The sequence below is a fragment of the Mesorhizobium sp. M0663 genome, from assembly GCF_040320585.1.
GTDB lineage: Bacteria > Pseudomonadota > Alphaproteobacteria > Rhizobiales > Rhizobiaceae > Mesorhizobium.
This window is the reverse complement of record NZ_JAMYPX010000017.1, coordinates 49,962-69,567: the sequence shown is the minus strand read 5'-3', so window position 1 is coordinate 69,567 and position 19,606 is coordinate 49,962. Positions and strand designations below refer to the sequence as shown.

Sequence of the window (19,606 nt, the reverse complement as noted above, 5' to 3'; positions counted from 1 at the left end):
CATCGGTTCAAAACTGCCGATCGCGGCCATGTCGATCCGCATTTGAGTGTCTGGAATAAGGCGCATACCAGGCATTCAGTAGCTGACCGAAACCGCGCCTCGGTCGCCTCATCCCCTCCACATTGTAGAGTGGGGAACGGCCTGCATATGCTCTGCCAGGTCGAGCTCACCGCGCGCCTCGGTCTCTAATAGATACCGAGCCTTGGCTAGGCGGTCCGCTTCCCCACCGCAGGGTAGTCGCAGATGGCGAGCAGCGCCCTCTCCTCCTCCCGGCTGGCTATGTCGGATTCGCTGCTGCCACCGCCCATGTCATGCAGGGCTTCACCGAACGCAGCATAACCTACCTTGTGCGCCTCAATCAGCGCTCGCAAACTATCGGACGGTCCTTGGTCTCCACCTGCCGGCCCAGCACCGAGCGCCGTTGCCGCAACTGTCGAGGCGACGACTGCGCTGCCAGAGTGGAGGAGCAAGGCGCGGCGGTTGATCCTAGACGTGGCGAACTCTCCCATTTGCTTTGATGGCGATCAGGCCAGTGGCCTAAAACCATCAGACCGTAACACGACACTTTGCGCATTCGTGTCAGCATGGAGCGCCCCCTGGCGGCGGCAGCTAGCACGGCTGGGCGGTGCGCAGCGCCGGCGGATGCCGGGCCCGACCAGCCCTCCGGTGGAAGCTTGGATTTGTTGGCGGACGTGTCGCTACCGGCGCGCTTTCCATCGGGACCGTGAAGCCTATGCATCAGCAGTGCGGAGGATGGCGCCAGCCGACAAGCCTGGGCTCGGCCGCCATCCTACGGCCGACGCTGGCGACGTCGGCACTCGGCGCAGCGGCGAAAGATCGCTGCGGCAGCCGTGCCGACCGCCCACGCGCGTCACCGCAAGGCAGGTCGACGAGGTGCTGACGTCGACCATCCACCAGTTCGTTATCTCCCGACGAGAAGCTATCTCAGCGGGTCGTCTCTGACCACGGCCCCCTTCCCGCCCCCACCCTCCTCAAGCGCTGGCCGAGCCCTCGCACATTGCACTAAGCCACAAAAACAGCTGAGAATTCGCGATTCTTGCAATGTGCAGTAAACGTGCACACATTGCGAAATCACCGTCTAACCCATTGAAAAACAAAAGCCCCAACCGCAGCGCAATGTGCCCCCTTTTATCCCGCCATCTTAATCAGTTGTGCTTTGCGAGACTTTGTCTCCATCGTCGTTCCTCCTCCTATTCTCTGTACTGCGATTCCGCCTTTGGCCGTCGAGTTCCGATGCGCCGTGCAATCTTCCGCGCTCTGCGACGGCGTGTTTCGGCTGCACGAAAGCAGCACTCGAACCGTCGTGGCGCACTTTTCCATCGGTCGGACGGAGCATCGTCACAGGCAATCGGACGCGGTCCGGCCGTCTGTCGATCGGCGCGGCCGCAGCCAAGATAACGTGCGTTCCGTCGTTCCTGGTGTGCATCGGTCCTCATCCGCCGGGGGCGGATCTCCTCGTCTCAGATGGCGTCCGTGACACTGCGGACGCCATGCGTTTCAACTGATGATCTTCTGCTCATCGATGCGCTCCCAAAAGCTTGCGGGCCTTGTCACGCTCGCGCCGGCCGGCGTCGCTTGGCTTGCCGCCGGATCGCCGACATAGAACGTGCCGTCGCTCCAGATCGCATGCATGGTCACCGCCAGCCTGCGCGCCACCGCGACACAGGCCTTGCGATGGCAGGAGCGCTTGGCGATCGCCTGGCCCCAGCTCTTGACCTTGTCCTTGCCTTTGAAGCGCGTCATCAACCGGACGCCGCCTCATAGAGCGCTCGCCGCACGTCGGCTCGGCGGCCTTCGAGATGCGTCCCTGGACGTCGATCGTGGAGCCGGATTGCCAGCGTCGCGACATCAGCCCGAAGTAGGCGGCGACGTCACGCGAGCGGCGGAAGCGCGACGGATCGTCGATCGCGATCATGAACGAAAGCGTCGTCACCGGGCCGACGCCGGGGATGACCATGAAGCGCCGAAGTCTCGTTGCGCGCGACGATCCTCACGACGACATCGTGCAGCCGGCAGTACCGCTTCCACAGCGCCGCGGTAGCAGCTTTGCGACTTGATAATGAGCCTATCGAAACCAGCCGGTGCGCATGATATGCGCGATGCAGAGCGATGCCTTATCGGTTTTGTTGCGCTACGCCGACATCGCGGCGCACACGTGCTGCGTCTCCAGGCGGACGGCCGGCAGGCCGAGTTTCTTAAGTTTGGGATGCAGCTGGGGCGACAACGCGACGGCCTCGTGGCCCAGACGCCGCAGGCGCGGCAGAAACGACTTCAACGCGGCAAAAAGCGCGTCAGGGCCAGTCACAACTGTTGTCTCAAGATGTACCGTGCCAAGAAAATCGACTACGCACACCCCCGTCTCATCCATCGCGACGTCCAGCCCACAAAAGAATTCTATCAGACGCTTCTGCGTTGCGCTGCCAAGGGGCAGCCGGTGCTCGCTCGACTGCGCACCGCTAGAGGGCTCTCCGCTAGAGCGGCTTTGATGTAGCCACCAGTTTCGCAGGAAGACGGCTTTGTAGCGTAGCTTCAAAACGCCGGTTGGATCGAAATCGGATGAGGTTGGGCGTAGTCAGGCGGTGGATCACGGCCGCTTCTGGCGATATCAACGCCTGAATTAAACATGAGGGAATAAACCGTCAATTGTAGATCGCTAAGCATGTAGTGTAACCGCCGGAAATCTAAACCAACCGATTCCAAGAGTACTTGATGCCGCACGACTCCCCATCGATCGATTTCCACGAAGTACGAGCCCTCAATGGGCGCCGCTCGGAGGGGTTCGAGGAACTGGTTTGCCAACTCGCCGGCATTGAGGAGCGAGCAGCCGGCAGCGAATTTATTCGCAAAGGCAAAGGCCGCGACGGCGGGCTCGAGTGCTTCGTCCGGCTCGCCGATGGCAGCGAAATCGGCTGGCAAGTCAAGTATTCGTGGTCCTTTGACGCAAATCTGATTGGCAGCCTCGACAAGTCCCTCGCCGCTGCTCTGGCGAAGCATCCGAAGCTAACTGTCTTAACGGTATGCCTGCCCTTCGACCTTTCTGATGCCCGTGGCAAGGCTGTGACCCAACGGGCGGCATATGAAACCTGGCGAGCCAATCGACTCGCAGAGGCCGCCACGAACGGCAGGTCCTTGGAAATCAAGCTATGGGACGCACATGCCGTTGGAGAGCGACTCACCTCCGATGATCCGAGGCTCTCTGGTCGCCGTTTATATTGGTTTGGAACGCAGCATCTGACGGCCGACTGGTTCGCCGAGCAATTCGGGCGCGTAAGGTCTAACCTGGGGCGCCGGTATACCGCGGAAACCAATGTCGCCTTGCCTGTTCGGCGCGCTCTGGTTGGTTTGGCACGCAATGCTGAGCTTCTGCAGGAACTTGCAGACCATCGTAGTAAGTTGCTGGAGGCAACAGATGGGCTCAAGCGCACCGGCATCATGACGGCCGAGCAGGCGGAAACTATTGAGGCCGCGGCTCGCTCGCTGGATGCCATCGAGGATCTCAGCGCTGACCAGTGGCCAATAAGTACTTGGCAAGGGAAGGCGCATACGGCCCTTGAGGTTGCTCGTTCGCTCTACCACGCGGAGTTAGAACGCCAACACCGGACGGCTGCAGATTCAGGGCGACCCGAACGATCGCACTACTCGACATTCCGGCAAGCCCTAGAGGCTTTCAACGCTCTTGTTGACACGCTAGAGGATCAGCCTTGGCTGGTGGCCGTTGGTGCGGCTGTCCTGGTGACTGGCGAGGCGGGTGCAGGCAAGTCACACCTACTCGCAGACGCCTGTGCCTACCAGCTGCAGAAATCCCGCCCCGCACTGCTGTTCTTAGGGAGCAGTCTTGTCGACACGGACGTCTGGTCCCAGCTCATCCAACAATTGGGCCTGCCATCTCACTACACGCGCGATACATTCCTTGGGGCACTCGACGCCGCCGGTGAAGCTGCTGGTTGCCGAAGCCTGCTTATGATCGATGCCATAAACGAGCGGCATGGACGACAAATATGGCCGGATCGTCTCGGCGGCTTTCTCTTCGACGCTGCCAAGTACGCACACGTCGCGGTCGTTTTCTCCTGTCGGTCAACCTACGTCTCACAAACCTTGCCATCAGACCTTGGTGCGCGATCCCCCTTGGAGCTTGAGCACACAGGCTTCTCAACTTTCGATGCGCGCGCTTTTTTGGCTTTGCGAGGCATCATGTTGACTGAGCATCCATTTCTCGATGTCGAACTCCGAAATCCACTGTTCCTCAAGACGTGCTGCGACGCGCTAGAGCGGGAAGGCAAGACTCGCTTCCCGAAAGGTCTTCGCGGCGTCACGGCCGTCTTCTCAATGTACCGAGAGGCTGTATCTGACGCCATTCAGCGACGAATGAATCTGAATAGTCGGCGACGGATAACCGAGCGCGCCATAGACGCCTTGGCCCACGAGATTGAATCCACCCAAGATCCGTATATTCCCGTCGACCGAGCGTTCGAGATTATTGACGAGATCCACGAGGGGAAGGGCGACCAAGACAGCGACCTTTTGCATCAATTAGAAACAGAGGGCGTAATCTCGATCGAACCCGTCCCCGCTGATGAGACTTCAGATTCCGATCTCCATGACCACGTCAGGTTCACGTTCGAGCGTTTCGCCGATCACACTGTCGCACGTTCAATACTCGACGAAACTCTGGTCGAAGCACAGCTACCGTCTCCGCTATCGCCAGACAGCCCGCTAGCGCGCGCTTGTGTGCGAGGTGGTCTTCCTTGGGGGGTGCGCGAAGCGCTGGCAGTTCAGCTTCCTGAGCGCACTGGCGTGGAGCTCCCCGACGCGTTGGCAAACATTCCCGGCGTAATGACCAGGAGCCTCATAACACCGGAAACGGTGCGATTGCGGGCACCTTCGAGCATCACCGAACGTACTCTGGAACTACTTGAGGACTCTCACGGCGTAGATGCCCGTTGGGATGCACTCGTGCGGCTAACCATCGATTCTGAAAGTGCGTTCGATGCGTACTGGCTACACGAACTTCTGAAGGTCATGAAAATTCCCGAACGCGATGCCGATTGGTCGATCTTTGTCGCAAACTACGGCGATGACAGCTCAAACCCCGACAACTCGGCTGCTGCGGACCTCATTGCATGGGCAAGAGACAGGCAAGCTGGAGAAGCTGATCCGAGCATTGTGCAGCGCGCGGCGATAGCGCTTACTTGGTTTCTTTCGACCTCAAGCCGGCGCGCGCGAGATACGGCGACAATGGGTCTCGTGAACCTCTTGACCAGGTTCCCCACCATGGCAGACGAGTTGTTAGAGCTTTTCGATGGCGTCAACGATCCCTACGTTGGAGAACGTCTCAGTGCATCGCTCTATGGGGCTGCTCTCCAGGGCCGCTGGAGTGCTGACGCCCTAGGCGTCATCGCCAAAAGAGTGGCGATGCAGTTCTTCCAGCGTGGCCCGGTACCCTTAGACCTTGTGTGGCGCGACCATCTTTCCTCCCTCTTGAGGTACGCAGAGAGCAGAGGATGCACCGATTTTATTCCCGGCGGCGTCAACACCCATCCGCCCTTTTCTAGCAATTGGCCGCTTGAACCGGTACCGGACGCCCAGATCGATAGGTATACCCGTACGTACCGAGACGGCGTGATACTGAGCGATGAGATCGTGTCCTCTACGGGTCATCACGGGGACTTCGGATCTTACGTCATCAAGTATGCCGTAGGGGGCTGGAGCCCAGCCGGCCGTGAGGAGACGAGCCCTCCATCTTCCGCGGATCTATACTCACTATGGCGCGCTGAATTTGATTCTTATTCGACACCCGAAATGGAGCACTTGTTCGAAGGAATGGATGCGCTCCGGGCCAAGGGTCCGGAATGGGCCTATGCCAGCGGCGATAGCGCAAAGGAGCATCAGAGGATCGAGGAAAAGTTTCGCGATACGCTCGGGACTGAGCGGTTTGAGCGATACCGCGTGATGGCGCGTCACTGGCGACCTTCGGCTGGTTGGGGTGAAAATCCTGCCGAGTTCAATGTTGCCTGGGCGCAGCGTTGGGTCTGTATGCGCGCCCATGATCTCGGTTGGAGCGAAGGGCTCCATGGCCAGTATGACCGCTCGTGTGGCCATGGACGGACCGGTCACAAGAGCGAACGCATAGGCAAGAAGTACCAGTGGATCGCACTGCACGAGCTGATGTCGAGGATTTCCGACAACTGCGCTGCATCAAAAGGGGATTGGACCGCGCAGCATCGCGAAACAGTACGGCGGCTTCGCAAAATTGATCCATCCCGGCTGATGGAAGAGAGCCACGACTGGGGCTGGGCGTCGTTCAATGAGCCCACGTTCTGGATGCCAGTGATTCCGAGGAAGGCAGCGATGGATCGTGATGCTGCCTGGGAGTGGCTGGATGCCGACCGCGAGCTGCTCGACGGCGCCTGCTTTGTCGACCTTAAATCGGATCACAACGGTCAGAAGTGGCTGCCGTTGGGGGGCTTTCAACATTTTCGGTTGCGGGGCACAACCCAGGAAACCGAGCGAATCCTGCGTGAAACATGGCTGCGGCTCGAGTGTCTTATAGTGCATATCGGTGATGAATCTGCTGGTCTTGACCAGCTTAAAGATGCGCTCTTTTTGGGAAATCACGATCTCGGACTAAACCAGGATGGCCAGGACGATTGGTATTTGGGCGAGTACGACTGGCGCAATGACCGCGATCCGCAGTGGTCACGCTGGTGGGGGAATCGCCAACACCGACGAGCTGGCGTCGAGTCGGCCGCAACAACGGTTCAGTTTCTTCAAGAAGCGGGGAGTTATGACCATAGTCTGAAACAAAACTTCTCGGTGCGGTTGCCCGCCCCGTGGGTGATCAAGGCGCTCGGACTGCGACTCGCCGACGGCCGCACGGTTCGATACGTAGACTCACAGGGCACGACGCGGGCGTTCGATCCGTCAGCAGAGCAAGCGGGGCCGAGCACGGTACTCGTGGCCCACACGGAGTTTTTGCAGATGTGTCAGGCTAACGGCTTTCGTCCGATCTGGGTGCTGGCCGGAGCCAAAGAGGTCTACGACAAACAAGACTCGGATCTGTTCGGTCGCCGAAATTTTACGAACGTCTACACGGTTGATGGTGACAGAGTTGTTTGTCGACTGAAAAAGGCTGAGTCCGAAGGAGACTCGCCTTCGCGATAGGATCGCAAGGCCGGCTGCCCCGGCGCCGAGGTAGAGAGAGTCGTCATGTGGCGCTGACGGCAAGCCCGCAGCAGCCGCTTAAGCGAAAGAGACGTTGCGAAGACTCCGGGCTGGGTGCGCTTGATGCTGCGCGGCGAACCCTGGTGAGGGTCACGGCGGTGGATCAGGCTGATCACAAGAAAAGAGACTCATCATTGAAAAGCTGTTGGAATGATGTCGAGGGGCCTAGTATTATCGCCCTGATTGTATTTGGATAATTTGTACCGGCCTAAAAACACACGGCTGGATGGGGGCCGGCGCCGGTAAGCTCGATGCGGAAACGCGCCGCCTAGCGTTGCCATAGAGATCCTGGCGGAGAAGACGGCGGCCTTGGCGAACACGACGATCAAGCCAACAACGATCACCCGCGTGGGCTTGAGTATCAAGACCTCGTAGGGATCGAGGCGCTAATTCGCTTCTATCGGGACCCCAAGTCTTACAGTTGGGTTGAGCTTGAGGCTGACAAGACAGACAGCTCGCTGGACGATGTCGTCGTGGCTCGTAGCGATGGATCGCTGGAATACTACCAAGTTAAGTTTACGGTGGACCAGATCGACTATCCACTCACCTTGGATTGGTTACTCGAGAAGAAACCCAGAGGGACCTCCCTTCTCGGCAAGTGGGCCAACTCTATGAAGAAGGTGGCCAAGCAAGGTTCTATCCATTCCGCAAGTCTTAGAACTAACCGCATCCCTGACGCTGATGTTGCCGTGAGCCTGAAAGGTACTTTGCTATCGCTCGACCTTGTTCCCAGGGACACAAGGCTACGGCTCGAGAAGGAGTGTGGTGGTCGAGAAGCGGCACTGGCGTTTTTCGGGAAGTTCGAGTTTGTCCACAGCGCACGGAATTTCGACGCCTATGAAAGCCACCTTCGTGACCAGCTCGTGCCGACCGACATGGAAGCGAGCGGTTGGCTCTATCTTCGGGAACGTGTCAGGCGATGGACAACGCGGCGTAAGGAGCCGAAGCCAGCGGGCCGAATCCTTTACGAGCACCTCACTCAAGTCATTTCGCGGGGACGCCCCGAGCCCATTCGACAGGACTTCCGCGTCCCCGTGGGCTATTCTGTTCCCTCGACCACCTTCCATACCGAATTTTCACGGCGGATCAGCGATCCGAAAACGCCAGTCTCAATCGTGTGGGGTACGCCGGGCCGTGGGAAAAGCACCTACCTGAGCTACCTAACTGACGTACTTCGCAAATCGGGGGTACCGGTCATTCGGCACCACTACTTTCTAGCGGATGACGATCCTACAACCGATCGAATGTCCTTCGTCGCTATCGCGGGTTCGCTCATCAACCAGCTCTTCGTTCTCTACTCGGAGGCGACCAGAGGAAGCGGTGACGAGTACGATAAGCTTCAACACATCGTTTCGGCGGCCGCCCAACATCTTAAGGCCCAGTCGAAGCGATTGTACATCGTCATGGACGGATTGGACCATGTCTGGCGCGACACCGCCAAGACCGACCAGTTGAACCATATCTTCAACGCTCTCTTGCCGCTCGCGGACAACGTTAGCTTGATAGTCGGGACCCAACGAGTACCCCGACAATCAGCTTCCCAACAGGCTCGTTCGCAAGGCGAAGCTATCGGACTGGATCGAGATCCCAGCCATGGATGAGGTCGCCGTCCACACCTGGGTAAAGGCTCAGGATGCCGCTGGTAGGGTCATCCTCAAGGGGCACAAGCGGGGAGATCGGCGCGACGAGCAAGTGTCTGAGATCGTTTCCAGTTTCTATTCGATATCACAGGGCCACCCGCTGCACCTAATCTACGCGTTCGAGAGCGTTACCCGAAACGGAGCGCCCATTTCCCGTGACGACGTTGACCGGATACCGCCGTGCCCCGATGGTGACATCCGGAGCTACTATGGAAGCTTGTGGACCGGGCTCACGCCCGCGGCGCGAGATACGCTTCACATGCTAGCCGGCTCCCAATTCCACTGGCCCAGCTCGGGAATTCGTCAATGCGCCGGTGGCTACGAGGAAATCGACTTTCTGCTTGAGCCGAGAGAGTCTGGCATGGTGCCGTTCCACTCGAGCATCTTCGCGTACGTCCGCGAGAGATCAGATCATGCTGATGCATATCAGGCCCTGTTGCCGCGAGTTACAAGTTGGCTCGAAACTGCAGCGCCGGCGTTCTGGCGGTGGGGTTGGCTCTGGCTCAGCAAGGCAAGACAGGGACAGTACGAAGACCTTATGCGAGAAGCAACCCGCGCCTGGGTTATCGAGTCGCTCGCAGAAGGATGGCCTGACCACCAAATTGCTGCGATCTTGGGTGTGGCGGAACGCAGGGCCTTTGATGACGGTGATCTGCCGAAGACCGTTGAACTGAGGTTGCTCAAGATCCGCGTTTTAAACGGCGCCGAATTTCAGGTCTCGGACAGCGCATCATTTGTTGCGGCAGCCATTCAGGCTTCCTCGAACTGGCAGCAACTGCGCAACCTCGCGGACAACATACAGAATCTCCCTCGCAACGAGGTTTCGCTTCTCCCCACGATAGCGCCGCCCGACCTCAGGGAGGAGCTAGGTACTGCTGCATTGCAGGAGTTGGCCAGGCGCATCAACGTATGGATCGAGCTGCGGCACAAATCTGAACAGGACTTCATCGCGCTGGCACGGCTCTTCGTCAAGGCTGCGGCATATGTCGGTGGAGACTCGGTCGGACGAGCATTGAGGTTCGTTCTGGGATTTCGAGAACCCGAAGAATTGGTCCGGTTTTTTGTTCAATGGCTTGGGAACGCGGACAACCTCGACGGACTGATCTTTGTTCACGGCAAGCTTCAGGCCAAGAAGTGGCAGGACGTTCGCCGCGCAATATACGATGAGGTCGTGCGAACCTGCTGCGTCATCGGGGCGGACTTGACCACCCGTTTGCTTGCGCCGGACGAAGCAATAGCGCCACTCTCTGCCTGTTGGTTTCGCCTGCACCGGCCGACCGTTTCTCACGAGATGCTTCTTCCAGTTGCTGCACCGAACCTTTTTCGCGACGACCATCGATTTGGACGAGACCCCGGATTGGAGGCCTTCTTCGTAAATGTGTTCTTCTCCGCCCTTGCGACTTCGCTAGTAGCAGAAGGCGATCATTCGTACGTGTACCCTGGCGTGCCCCGCGCCGACATCGGATGGATGCGTCTCGCGATCAACACGCTCGAAACGATTGCAAGGCAGGTCTCGCGTGGGGAACTCGGCGGCTTTTCTGCACCATGGCTCGGCGCGGCGGACGTGGCCGAGCTCAAGCACGGGCCGAACACTGAGAACGAATATTTACTCTACGCGAGTTTCAGGCGAGCGCTTCTCAAGATTGCGCTCGACCTTCACCTTATCTCAGCAGACGGCGCGACCTCCAACGTCAGTAGCGGAGCGCTCGAGATTGCGCGCGCGTCGGTCCACTGGTCGGACGAAATATGGCTAGCGGAGAACGTAGAAAACCAAAAGGCGATTCTTGACGCCACTGGTGCGGCTACTCTTGTGAAGGAGGCTGCGGAGAAAGAGGCCGCTACAGTTACCCAGTTCCACGAACGATGTGATCGATGGGTCGAGCTGGCCCGGTTCTGCGACCTTTACGAGTTGGATGGCAGCCGCCAATTCATGGTGCGGGCATCAGAATGCCTGATGGGATACGGATACCACAAGGACCTATGGGCGATCGACGTTCTCGATGCCGTGAGGGAAGTCCATCAGGCCGGCGCCCGTCCAGCTCTCCCGTTCCTCAAAGACCTCGTACCGATTATCGACGAGATTACCGAGTTCACCGATGGCGATGAAACGGGCTACGCCCGCTCGGCAATGATAGAGGTTGTGGCGCAAACCTACCCCGATCGACTCCCTCAGTTCTTTCGTCACTATCTCGACAATGACGAGCGGCGATACGCCGATGAGAACTTGCAGCAATTCACGCACGTGCAGGGATTTGAGTCGGAGTTTGAGCGCGCGCTGCCTGAGACGTATCTCGATCATCACACACTATCCCAACTCGAGAAGGAGGCTCAGAGAAGTTCAGTGGCAACATCGATTCATGCCGCTCAAATAGCATTTCTCGGTGGCAAGCCAGAGGACCGGCACGAACGGCGAGGAACAGCCAGGAAAAAGCCGCGCAAGCCGCGCCGGGATCCAACCAGACTGGGATCATCCGATTTTTCGGGGTTGGTAAAAGTCGTATCGGGCAATTTTCCCTACGAGCACCGCAAGGAGTTTATGGGCGACTGGCTTCGGCATTGGACGGATGCCGGCGAAGGCAAGCAGGCACTCGCATCTATCGAGGCCTATTTCGAAGACGGCGGGTCTACATTTCATGCGGACGACATCCTGGATGATGCCTTCCTGGCAAGTCTGCGCATCGAGGGGAAGGCTAAGGCCTATCGCTGGCTCGTAAAAGGCCACACCTGCCGAAGCGGTTGGGCAAGCTACTACCACTCGGAAGAGGAGGTCATGAACCGACTGAAGCTGGCGGCAAAGCACTATGGCGCTAAGTGGCTCGATTACATTCGCGATACCGCCGGACCGGCAAACTGGCGGAGGCGTCGCGAAAGCTTCTCAATCGGCCAGCGGCACTTGGTTCGATTCCTGATCCTCGTGGGTCAGGAGGAAGTAGCTGCCAATGTGACCGAGACGTTTGTTCGGGTCCTGAGGCAGGAGGTCAGTGATCTGCCCTCGTTGGAGGCGCCATGGTTCCAGTGACAACCGACACTTCCGAATCTGCGCTATCGTTGCTTATGGATCGGCTTAGCTGGCCAGTGAAGATGGTTAGGTGGCGGACGGCAAAGGCGATCAGGAGACTTCTGGAACAGGAATCCACGCGGGAGAAGGCGACGCGAGCGCTTCTTGATTGGATGGCTACGCGCGATCTTGAATCGGAAGTTTGCTCAGCGCTCTCGTTGCTGACCGTCGTGAATGAGACCGCAAGACCCAATCTCCGCGACGTTGCTGCCTGTGTGAAACGGCCATCTATCCTGTCGGACATTCTGCTTGAAGTGGCCTATGGCTGGAGCCTGGGAGGATGGGATGAGGGCCTACGCCCCGATGTGCCTGAATATTTCGAGCCGAGCGAATATTTTGAACAGCACAAGACGGCGCATGTGCCGCCAATTCTGCTGAACAGCCTCTCAAAGCTCGAGGCCAAGTCAGGTAAGCCGTTCAAGCGGCAGTGGGCATACGAATGGCACGTGATGCGCGAAGAGACCGGCATTCTGTTTACGCAGTATCCCTACTATTTCGGTGACTTTGCTCTAGCTCGATCTGGAATTCACGGTCAGTTTCTTCAGCGACAGTCGGAACTATACCGATCCGCCTACCTTAGGGTACTTGCATACGCCGTTGCCGCGTGGGATATGCCCGTTCGGTTGGCTACCCAGTACTGCCTTGACGTGCTTCCGGCGGTGCCCCGCTTGTTTGAGGTAGAACCTCAGCCTCGGCCTAAATGGGTGGCCGATTTCCCGGCGAAACTCCACGACCCCAGCGCTGACTTCCAAAAACTTGGACGTGCGCTTGTCAAAGCGGGCGTGTCGAAATCCCGGGTTGCTGTCTCGCTAGACGTTCCCTTGCCAAAAGAGATTGCCGAGTTTGGGGCAGTCTCCGCTACCGCGTACCTCTGTTCGGCGGACTTCGAGCCGGCCGAGGATTTTGACCCCTTCCTGCCCGAGACACTTGTTTTTTCTCATGACGTTGGACTGGGAGACGACATCAGTTTTCGAGACTTCGAGGACGTTCGCGTTGACGGAAAAGTCGGATGGTGCGCTCCTGTGAGCACGCACCTGATACCGATGCCGTCCGGTCTTTGGCACGATGAATACATTGGCGCTGGGATGGCAATACCCGCCGCTTACTGCTTCGACTCGACACCGCGGCTCTCAGCAGACGATCGGGGATTGGCCTTGTTCATCGGCAAGGATGTCGTTGCAACCACCTCATTCTGGCACGATGACTGGACGCCACTTGTGCCCAAAAAGGGTGCGACGCGAGTCGGCGTAGTATCTTGCATCAACCGGCGGCTTCTTAAGAAGACACTTCAACGCTTTGAGGCTCGGCTGGGGTGGTTCGTACGGCTTTCAGCTTTGGAAGGAGAACGCATCTACGGTGATCTCAAGCCTCGCGAACAGCTAACTTTCTTTCTCGACACCAACGAGCTAGGGCCTTAACTGGCTAGCACCCTCACTCGGTGATGCTACTTTCTCAAATTTGATATCCGCCGACCTGGATACGACGACCGCTTGGAGTGGCAAAAGCTGCCATTCAGAACGTAAAAAACTTGGAAGAGCGTGCGCCATAAGTCGCCGCCTTCCAATTTGCAAAATCGAATCTAGCGTCCCACTTTGTCCATAAGCACCCGCAATTCGGGCTGAGGCGCGACCCAGAAAGTTCGAAAAGCTTCCAAGAACCCCAGGCAGACTGGACGCCGCGGCGGACAATGGGGTGCACGGATATCCCGGCGAACATACGCAATGGGGCGGTCAATATCGTCGGCAGAAGAGCGTCCGAAAAGAGCTGTCGGCGGCTCCGTCGTGGGAACGAAAAAAGAAGGGAAGCAGAACTTTCGTGTGCGATTTAGCACACAACATCTGGGAACTAGCTGATTATACTTATATTTCTGCCCCATCCATCATGGAATGGCCGGCTTCCTGTTCGGTGCGGCCCTTTCCTGGCCGAAAGTTCGGCAACGTATTCTGGCTGATCCGTTCGCACCAGTCGCGCGCCGAAATCGGCCTGACGCGAAGCAACCGCGGAAAATATTCGAGCGAGTCCTCGCAGGGCAGGCTGGGTCAGCTGCGTGGCTCGTCGCGGTCGATCAGGATCCGCTCGGCGGCGCCATTGAGATCCTCATATTGGCCGCTCCTCAAGGCCCACAGGAATCCGGCCAGCCCAAGCGCTCCGAGGAACAGGGCCACAGGTATGAGGTAGGCGAGCGTCGTCATGAGGATTGTGCCAGTGCGCCAATGTCGGAGCGCCTGTCATGTCGGGCATTTTGCACCGATGCATTTGACACGAAACCTTGCAGGCGTAGCGCATTGCCGATGACCAGGAGGGACGAGGCGGACATCGCGACCGCCGCGATCAGTGGCGTAACGTGCCCCAGAATGGCGACCGGCACGGCGATGCCATTGTAAACGATCGCGATGGCGATGTTCTGCCGGATCAGCCGTCCGGCCTTCCGCGAAATGTCTAAAGCAAGTGGGACCGCCAGAAGACTTTTACGCAGGAACACGAAACCCGCGGCGTTGCGACCGTGGCCGGAGCGATCGAAACGTGTGCGGCGCCCAATGCAGGCGTGTCGTTGAGCCCATCGCCGACCATCAGCACCTTGTGGCCAGTTCGCGTCAATGCTTCGATGTGTTCGACCTTCCCGGAGGGAAGCAACGCGGGAACGAAGCGCTCGACGCCCAGCGCTTCCGCGACTTCGCCGCAGGCAGCTTCTGTGTCGCCCGACAGCATCTCCACCGACACGCCGGCGCTGTTCAAGAGTTCGAGGGCCGCCTTGGCATCGGCACGCAGCTCATCCTCGAAATCGAAAGTCGCGACAATGACCCCGTCCTTCGTCAGAACGGTTCCGCCATAGCCTTGTTTGCCTTCGCCGCCGGTCCGGGCTTTCCACTCACCCCATCCGCGGCGACCCAGCCGCCAGGTACTGCCCTCGGCGATGGCTTCGATGCCGAAGCCCGGATGCTCGCCGACGGACGCGAGTTTCGGCTGGCCGGCAAAGGCTGTATTGCCAGCGATTGCCTTCGAAAAGGGATGGCGGGAATGCGCTGCCATCTCGGCCGCCATAGCGAGCATCGTCGCATCGATGGACGGCGCATTGATCAGCCTGGGCAGTCCGAGCGTAAGCGTGCCGGTTTTGTCGAACAATGCCGTGTCGATCCCCGCCAGGCGCTCCATGGCGGAGCCGTCCCTGATCATGACGCCGCTTTCAAACAGCCGCCGCGCAGCGACCACCTGCACGATCGGCACGGCGAGACCGAGCGCACACGGGCATGTAATGATCAAAACGGCGATCGCGATTGTTATTGCCCGGTGCCAGTCGCCGGTCGCCGCCATCCAGCCGAGGAACGTCACAAAGGCGGTGAGGTGGACCACGGGGGCGTAGAGCGCGGAGACGCGATCGGCGATCCTGCGATGGCGGGCGCGGCCGCCCTCTGCCGCTTCCATCAGTCGAATCATTTCGGCCAGGAAGGATTCCTTCGCGGCGGCCGTCGCCTCGATGGTCAGCGGACCGGTGAGATTGAGTGTACCGGCCTGGACCTGCGCCCCCGGGCCCACCGTTCTGGGCGTGCTTTCCCCGGAAACCAGGGAACAGTCGAGATCCGACGCCCCGCCAATGATCCTGCCGTCGATGGGCACCCTCTCGCCAGCCGCGATCAAGAGCTCCATTCCCGGTTCGATCTCGCCAACCGGCAAGTAGTCGCGCGAACCATCCTCGCGCAGCACCATGGCGCCGCGCGCCGCCAGCCGAGCCAGTCCGTTTACGGCCGTCCGTGCCCGTTCCCGCATCACGTGATCCAGCGTGCGGCCGATCAGCAGAAAGAACAGCAGCGACACCGACGCGTCGAAATAAGCATGGTCGCCATGGTTGATCGTCTCGTAGAGGCTCATGGCGTAAGCGAGCGATACCCCGACCGCGATCGGCACGTCCATGTTCATGCGGCTGTGGCGCAGCGCATTCCAGGCCGAGCGAAAATAGATGCCGCCGGCGAAAGCGAGCACAGGAATGGCAATCAAGGCCGAGACCCAATGGAACAGGTCGCGGGTCGCGCCTTGCGCGCCGGACCAGACGGAGACTGATAGCAGCATGATGTTGCCCGCCGCAAAGCCGGCGACCGCGACGGCGCGGATCAGTTCCGAGAGCGTCTTGTCCTTCCCGTCAGCCTCGGGATCGAACAGGTGCGCGCCATAGCCCAGCCGTCCAAGTGTGGCGACGAATGGCGGAACCTCCTCGCCGCGCCACCGGACCGAAACACGTTTCGTCGAAAGATTGACACGAGCGCCTTCGACGCGATCCAGCTTGCCGATCGCCGTCTCGATCGTCTGGATGCAGGCGGCACAATGCACAGCCGGCACCGAGAGGTCGGTCTGGCGAAGATTTTCGCCGATCGAGCGGCTCGCCAGTCTGATTTCCTGCCAGAAGGCAGGATCAGTGTGACCTTTTCCAGGTCCAATGCCATTTCGGCGCCTGGCGCGCAGCAGCTCATTGCAGCGCCCCGTGGGAAATCATGATCCGGCGAAGGTCGCGATAGGGTTTCGCAATGCTCGCATCGGCGTCGATTTCGACGATCCAGACGCCATCCTTGGGAATGTGGTGCGCGGCGAATATCTGACCGGAGGCAGCGGCAAGAGTGACGGATTTGTCCTCGGCCTCGTAGGCGGGATGACGAAACAGCACCTTGACGCCACGCAAGGCAACCGGCTTGCCGTCAGCATCGGTGAGACTGTAGCGGACCTCACCGCCTGCGATGGTCAGTTTGCCAGTCCAGCCGAGGGCTGCCTGAGTTCGCCCTTGCTCGGCCTTTTTGTTGAATTGCTGGCTCGCCACATAGGTGTTTTCGACGACAAGGCCGGTCCAGCTCGTGTTGGCGAGCGTCGCCATGGTCAGATTGACCGCTATGACCACGCCGAAGAAGCCAAGGACGGTGAACAGCATATGCCTGCCGGTGAATTCGCGGGATTGTCGCGAGGTGTCGCTCATCTGGCGATCTCCGGTGCGTTGAAAGTGGCCGTGTATTCGTCCGACTCGAACGTTGCCTTGTTTTCGACCCGGAACTTGAAGCTTTGCGCTGCACCCCGAACCTGATCTGCCGGCTGACGCACGAAAACCTTGAGCATCTTCAGCCGGTCGGGTTCGACCGGGATGGCGAAGGAGCGATCCGCCGGCAGGTCGATGCCGACAACGCTCATTTCGGCTCCATGCAGGCCCTGCATCGTGACAATGATCGTTCTTGGTTCGGGGATCATGTTGAGCAGCTTGACGATGTAGCCGTTGCGGATCGAACCGTCGGACAGCGTCACGAACTGCGGGTTGCGATCGTGCAGGACATTCAATTCGAGCCGTTCGCGGGTCAGCAGCGAATAGAGCAGCGCGAGACCGACCGCCGACCAGGCGCCCATGTAGACGAAGGTGCGCGGTCGAAAGATCTTGCGGATATGGAAACGGACCACCTTGTCGGAGAACAGGCCGTCAGCGCTCCTGACCAGTGACGGGTTGACTGAACCGGAGCCGCCCGGGGTCGCCAACATCATGTTGGCGTTGTAGTCGGCCAGCGTCGCATAGGAAATCAGTCCGCGCTCCCTGCCGAGCTTGTCCATGATACCGTCACAGGTATCGATGCAGAGCGCGCAGGTGATGCATTCAAGCTGCTGGCCATCACGAATGTCGATCCCCATCGGGCACACCGCGACACAGGCATTGCAGTCGACGCAGTCGCCGACGGGCTGCCCGGCGGCAAGGACCCTCTTGGCGTGACGCGAGCGCGGTTCGCCGCGCCAGTCATTATAGGTGACGGTGAGGGAATTCTCGTCGAGCATGGCCGCCTGGATGCGCGGCCATGGGCACATGTAGGTGCAGACCTGCTCGCGCATCAGCCCGCCGAACGTATAGGTCGTCGCCGTCAGCACGGACACGGTGATGTAGGCGACGGGGGCGGCGGTGCCGGTGAAGAGTTCCCCAAGCAGCGTCGGCGCATCGGCGAAATAGAAAATCCAGGCGCCGCCGGTCAGCACCCCTATGACCAGCCAAATGGCGTGTTTCGATGTTCGCAGCACGAGTTTGCGCGCAGTCCAGGGACCGGCATCGAGCTTGATGCGCGCGTTGCGGTCGCCCTCGATGGCTCGCTCGACGACCAGAAACAGATCGACCCACACGGTCTGCGGGCACGTATAGCCGCACCAGGCCCGGCCGACGGTGGATGTGATCAGGAAAAGGCCGACACCGGCCATGACCAGCAGGCCGGCGACGTAGTAGAATTCCTGCGGCCATATCTCGATGAAGAAGAAGTAGAAGCGGCGGTTGGCAAGATCGACCAGCACGGCCTGGTCAGGGGCAAATGGCCCGCGATCCCACCGCAGCCAGGGGGTCAGGTAGTAGATCCCCAGCGTGATTGCCATCACCGACCACTTGAAGCGGCGGAAACTGCCAGAGGCCCGGTTCGGGAAGATCTTCTTGCGTCCGGCATAGAGCGGCTGACGGGTCTTGGCGGAGTTGACCGCATCGGCTTCGAGCCGTTCTATTTGCGTGTTATCGAGCACGAGAAGCTCCAGTCACCAGCGACGATTTCGCCGGAAGCCCGACCCATCGGTTTCTGGATGATGCCGAGGCCCGGCTCGCGCCGGGCCTCGTCGCTTGGCGGTTGGGGGGAGGACGAGAATAGGCTTGCGTTCCTATTCTCCGCCGCCAAGCGAATGGACATAGACCGCGAGTTCCTTGACCTTGATCTCGCCGAGACGCCCGATCCAGGCCGGCATGACGCCATGCCTCGGGGCGCGGACCTGCGCGGCGATGGCTGTTTCGCCAGACCCGTAAAGCCAGATCGCGTCGGTCAGGTCGGGTGCGCCGAGCTCCCTGTTGCCCTTTGCATTCTCACCATGACAGGCCGCACAATTCTCGGCGAAAACATTGGCGCCGAGTTCGATCAGGCTTGTGTCCTGAACAGGATCGGAGAGGCTTGCGACATAGGCGCCGACCTGCTTGATCTGATCCGTCGTGATGATGTCGCCAAAAGCAGGCATTTCCGACAGGCGCGTATCCGGGTCTGATGCGAAGCGGATGCCGTGCGCAATCGTCTGCTGGATCTGTTCGGCGTTGCCACCCCACAGCCAATCGTCGTCGTTTAGGTTGGGAAAACCCTTGGACCCTTGAGCGCCCGAGCCATGGCACTGCACGCAATTGACCTTGAACGCGGCGCCACCTGCGGCGACGGCGAATTCGCGTAGTGTATCGTCGGCAGTAATCTCGGAGACGGTCTTCGCCTGAATGGCAGCGACATATTTGCCTTTGGCCACTTCGGCCGCCGCCAGTTCATTCTTGACATCTTTGCGGCTCGAATACCCCAGCACACCCCTGGTCGCGGAAGTCAGCATCGGCCATGCCGGATAGACGACGGTGTAGCCGATCGCCCAGGCAATGGTGATGTAGAAGGTGATGACCCACCAGCGCGGAAGCGGGTTGTTGAGTTCCTTGATGCCGTCCCACTCATGGCCGGTCGTCGAGATGCCCGAAACCTCGTCGATATGCTCGCTGCCCATGATCAGTCGTCCTTGAGAGGAATGTGAGCGGCTCTCTCGGCTTGCCTTCGGCTGCCGGGACGAAGTGCAAAGGCAACGCATCCGAGGAAGAAAAGCGCCATGGCGACCAGACCCCAGCTGTCGGCAAACTCCCGCATCAAATTGTAATCCATGGATA

The 19,606-nt window shown here is 59.5% G+C and carries 9 protein-coding genes and 2 pseudogenes; 4 read left to right on the top strand and 7 right to left on the bottom strand.

Going from position 1 to position 19,606, the window contains the following annotated elements; all coding sequences use genetic code 11:
* Window positions 1-1,518 precede the first annotated feature (1,518 nt).
* A pseudogene (locus NKI54_RS24455) lies at window positions 1,519-2,419 on the bottom strand (transposase).
* 311 nt (window positions 2,420-2,730) lie between these two features.
* On the opposite strand from NKI54_RS24455, the gene NKI54_RS24450 reads away from it, so the two are divergent.
* The 4 genes from NKI54_RS24450 to NKI54_RS24435 all read left to right on the top strand — a co-directional run bounded on the left by NKI54_RS24450 (window position 2,731) and on the right by NKI54_RS24435 (window position 13,358).
* Window positions 2,731-7,182, top strand: a complete 4,452-nt coding sequence (locus NKI54_RS24450) for an NACHT domain-containing protein (protein ID WP_352692562.1) — start codon at window positions 2,731-2,733, stop codon at window positions 7,180-7,182.
* Between the two features lie 533 nt (window positions 7,183-7,715).
* Window positions 7,716-8,843, top strand: a complete 1,128-nt coding sequence (locus tag NKI54_RS24445) for an ATP-binding protein (protein WP_352692561.1) — start codon at window positions 7,716-7,718, stop codon at window positions 8,841-8,843.
* On the top strand, window positions 8,836-11,901 hold the full coding sequence (locus NKI54_RS24440; RefSeq protein ID WP_352692560.1) for a hypothetical protein: 3,066 nt from the start codon (window positions 8,836-8,838) through the stop codon (window positions 11,899-11,901). The genes NKI54_RS24445 and NKI54_RS24440 overlap by 8 nt, the downstream gene beginning before the upstream one ends.
* The gene (locus tag NKI54_RS24435) at window positions 11,889-13,358 is read left to right on the top strand and encodes a hypothetical protein (RefSeq protein ID WP_352692559.1); all 1,470 of its coding nucleotides are present in this window, start codon (window positions 11,889-11,891) and stop codon (window positions 13,356-13,358) included. The genes NKI54_RS24440 and NKI54_RS24435 overlap by 13 nt, the downstream gene beginning before the upstream one ends.
* Window positions 13,359-13,979: 621 nt before the next feature.
* Here NKI54_RS24435 and ccoS read toward each other — a convergent pair.
* From ccoS to NKI54_RS24405, 6 genes and pseudogenes are all read right to left on the bottom strand, one after another.
* Window positions 13,980-14,132, bottom strand: a complete 153-nt coding sequence (gene ccoS, locus NKI54_RS24430) for a cbb3-type cytochrome oxidase assembly protein CcoS (RefSeq protein ID WP_352649465.1) — start codon at window positions 14,130-14,132, stop codon at window positions 13,980-13,982.
* Window positions 14,129-16,403, bottom strand: a pseudogene (locus tag NKI54_RS24425) (heavy metal translocating P-type ATPase). Before NKI54_RS24425 ends, ccoS begins: the two are co-directional and overlap by 4 nt.
* On the bottom strand, window positions 16,400-16,897 hold the full coding sequence (locus NKI54_RS24420; RefSeq protein ID WP_352692558.1) for a FixH family protein: 498 nt from the start codon (window positions 16,895-16,897) through the stop codon (window positions 16,400-16,402). The pseudogene NKI54_RS24425 and the gene NKI54_RS24420 overlap by 4 nt, the downstream one beginning before the upstream one ends.
* Window positions 16,894-18,453, bottom strand: a complete 1,560-nt coding sequence (ccoG, locus tag NKI54_RS24415) for a cytochrome c oxidase accessory protein CcoG (RefSeq protein ID WP_352692557.1) — start codon at window positions 18,451-18,453, stop codon at window positions 16,894-16,896. The genes NKI54_RS24420 and ccoG overlap by 4 nt, the downstream gene beginning before the upstream one ends.
* Window positions 18,454-18,585: 132 nt before the next feature.
* Window positions 18,586-19,449, bottom strand: a complete 864-nt coding sequence (gene ccoP, locus NKI54_RS24410) for a cytochrome-c oxidase, cbb3-type subunit III (protein ID WP_352572082.1) — start codon at window positions 19,447-19,449, stop codon at window positions 18,586-18,588.
* A gap of 2 nt (window positions 19,450-19,451) precedes the next feature.
* A complete protein-coding gene (locus NKI54_RS24405; RefSeq protein ID WP_352692556.1) occupies window positions 19,452-19,601 on the bottom strand; it encodes a cbb3-type cytochrome c oxidase subunit 3 in 150 nt (49 codons plus the stop codon).
* Window positions 19,602-19,606: the final 5 nt, after the last annotated feature.

Bases quoted from the DNA above. Each gene is read 5' to 3' on its own strand.
- NKI54_RS24450 (WP_352692562.1), top strand. From the start codon at position 2,731: ATGCCGCACGACTCCCCATCGATCGATTTCCACGAAGTACGAGCCCTC.
- NKI54_RS24440 (WP_352692560.1), top strand. From the start codon at position 8,836: ATGGATGAGGTCGCCGTCCACACCTGGGTAAAGGCTCAGGATGCCGCT.
- NKI54_RS24435 (WP_352692559.1), top strand. From the start codon at position 11,889: ATGGTTCCAGTGACAACCGACACTTCCGAATCTGCGCTATCGTTGCTT.
- ccoS (WP_352649465.1), bottom strand. From the start codon at position 14,132: ATGACGACGCTCGCCTACCTCATACCTGTGGCCCTGTTCCTCGGAGCG.
- NKI54_RS24420 (WP_352692558.1), bottom strand. From the start codon at position 16,897: ATGAGCGACACCTCGCGACAATCCCGCGAATTCACCGGCAGGCATATG.
- ccoP (WP_352572082.1), bottom strand. From the start codon at position 19,449: ATGGGCAGCGAGCATATCGACGAGGTTTCGGGCATCTCGACGACCGGC.
- NKI54_RS24405 (WP_352692556.1), bottom strand. From the start codon at position 19,601: ATGGATTACAATTTGATGCGGGAGTTTGCCGACAGCTGGGGTCTGGTC.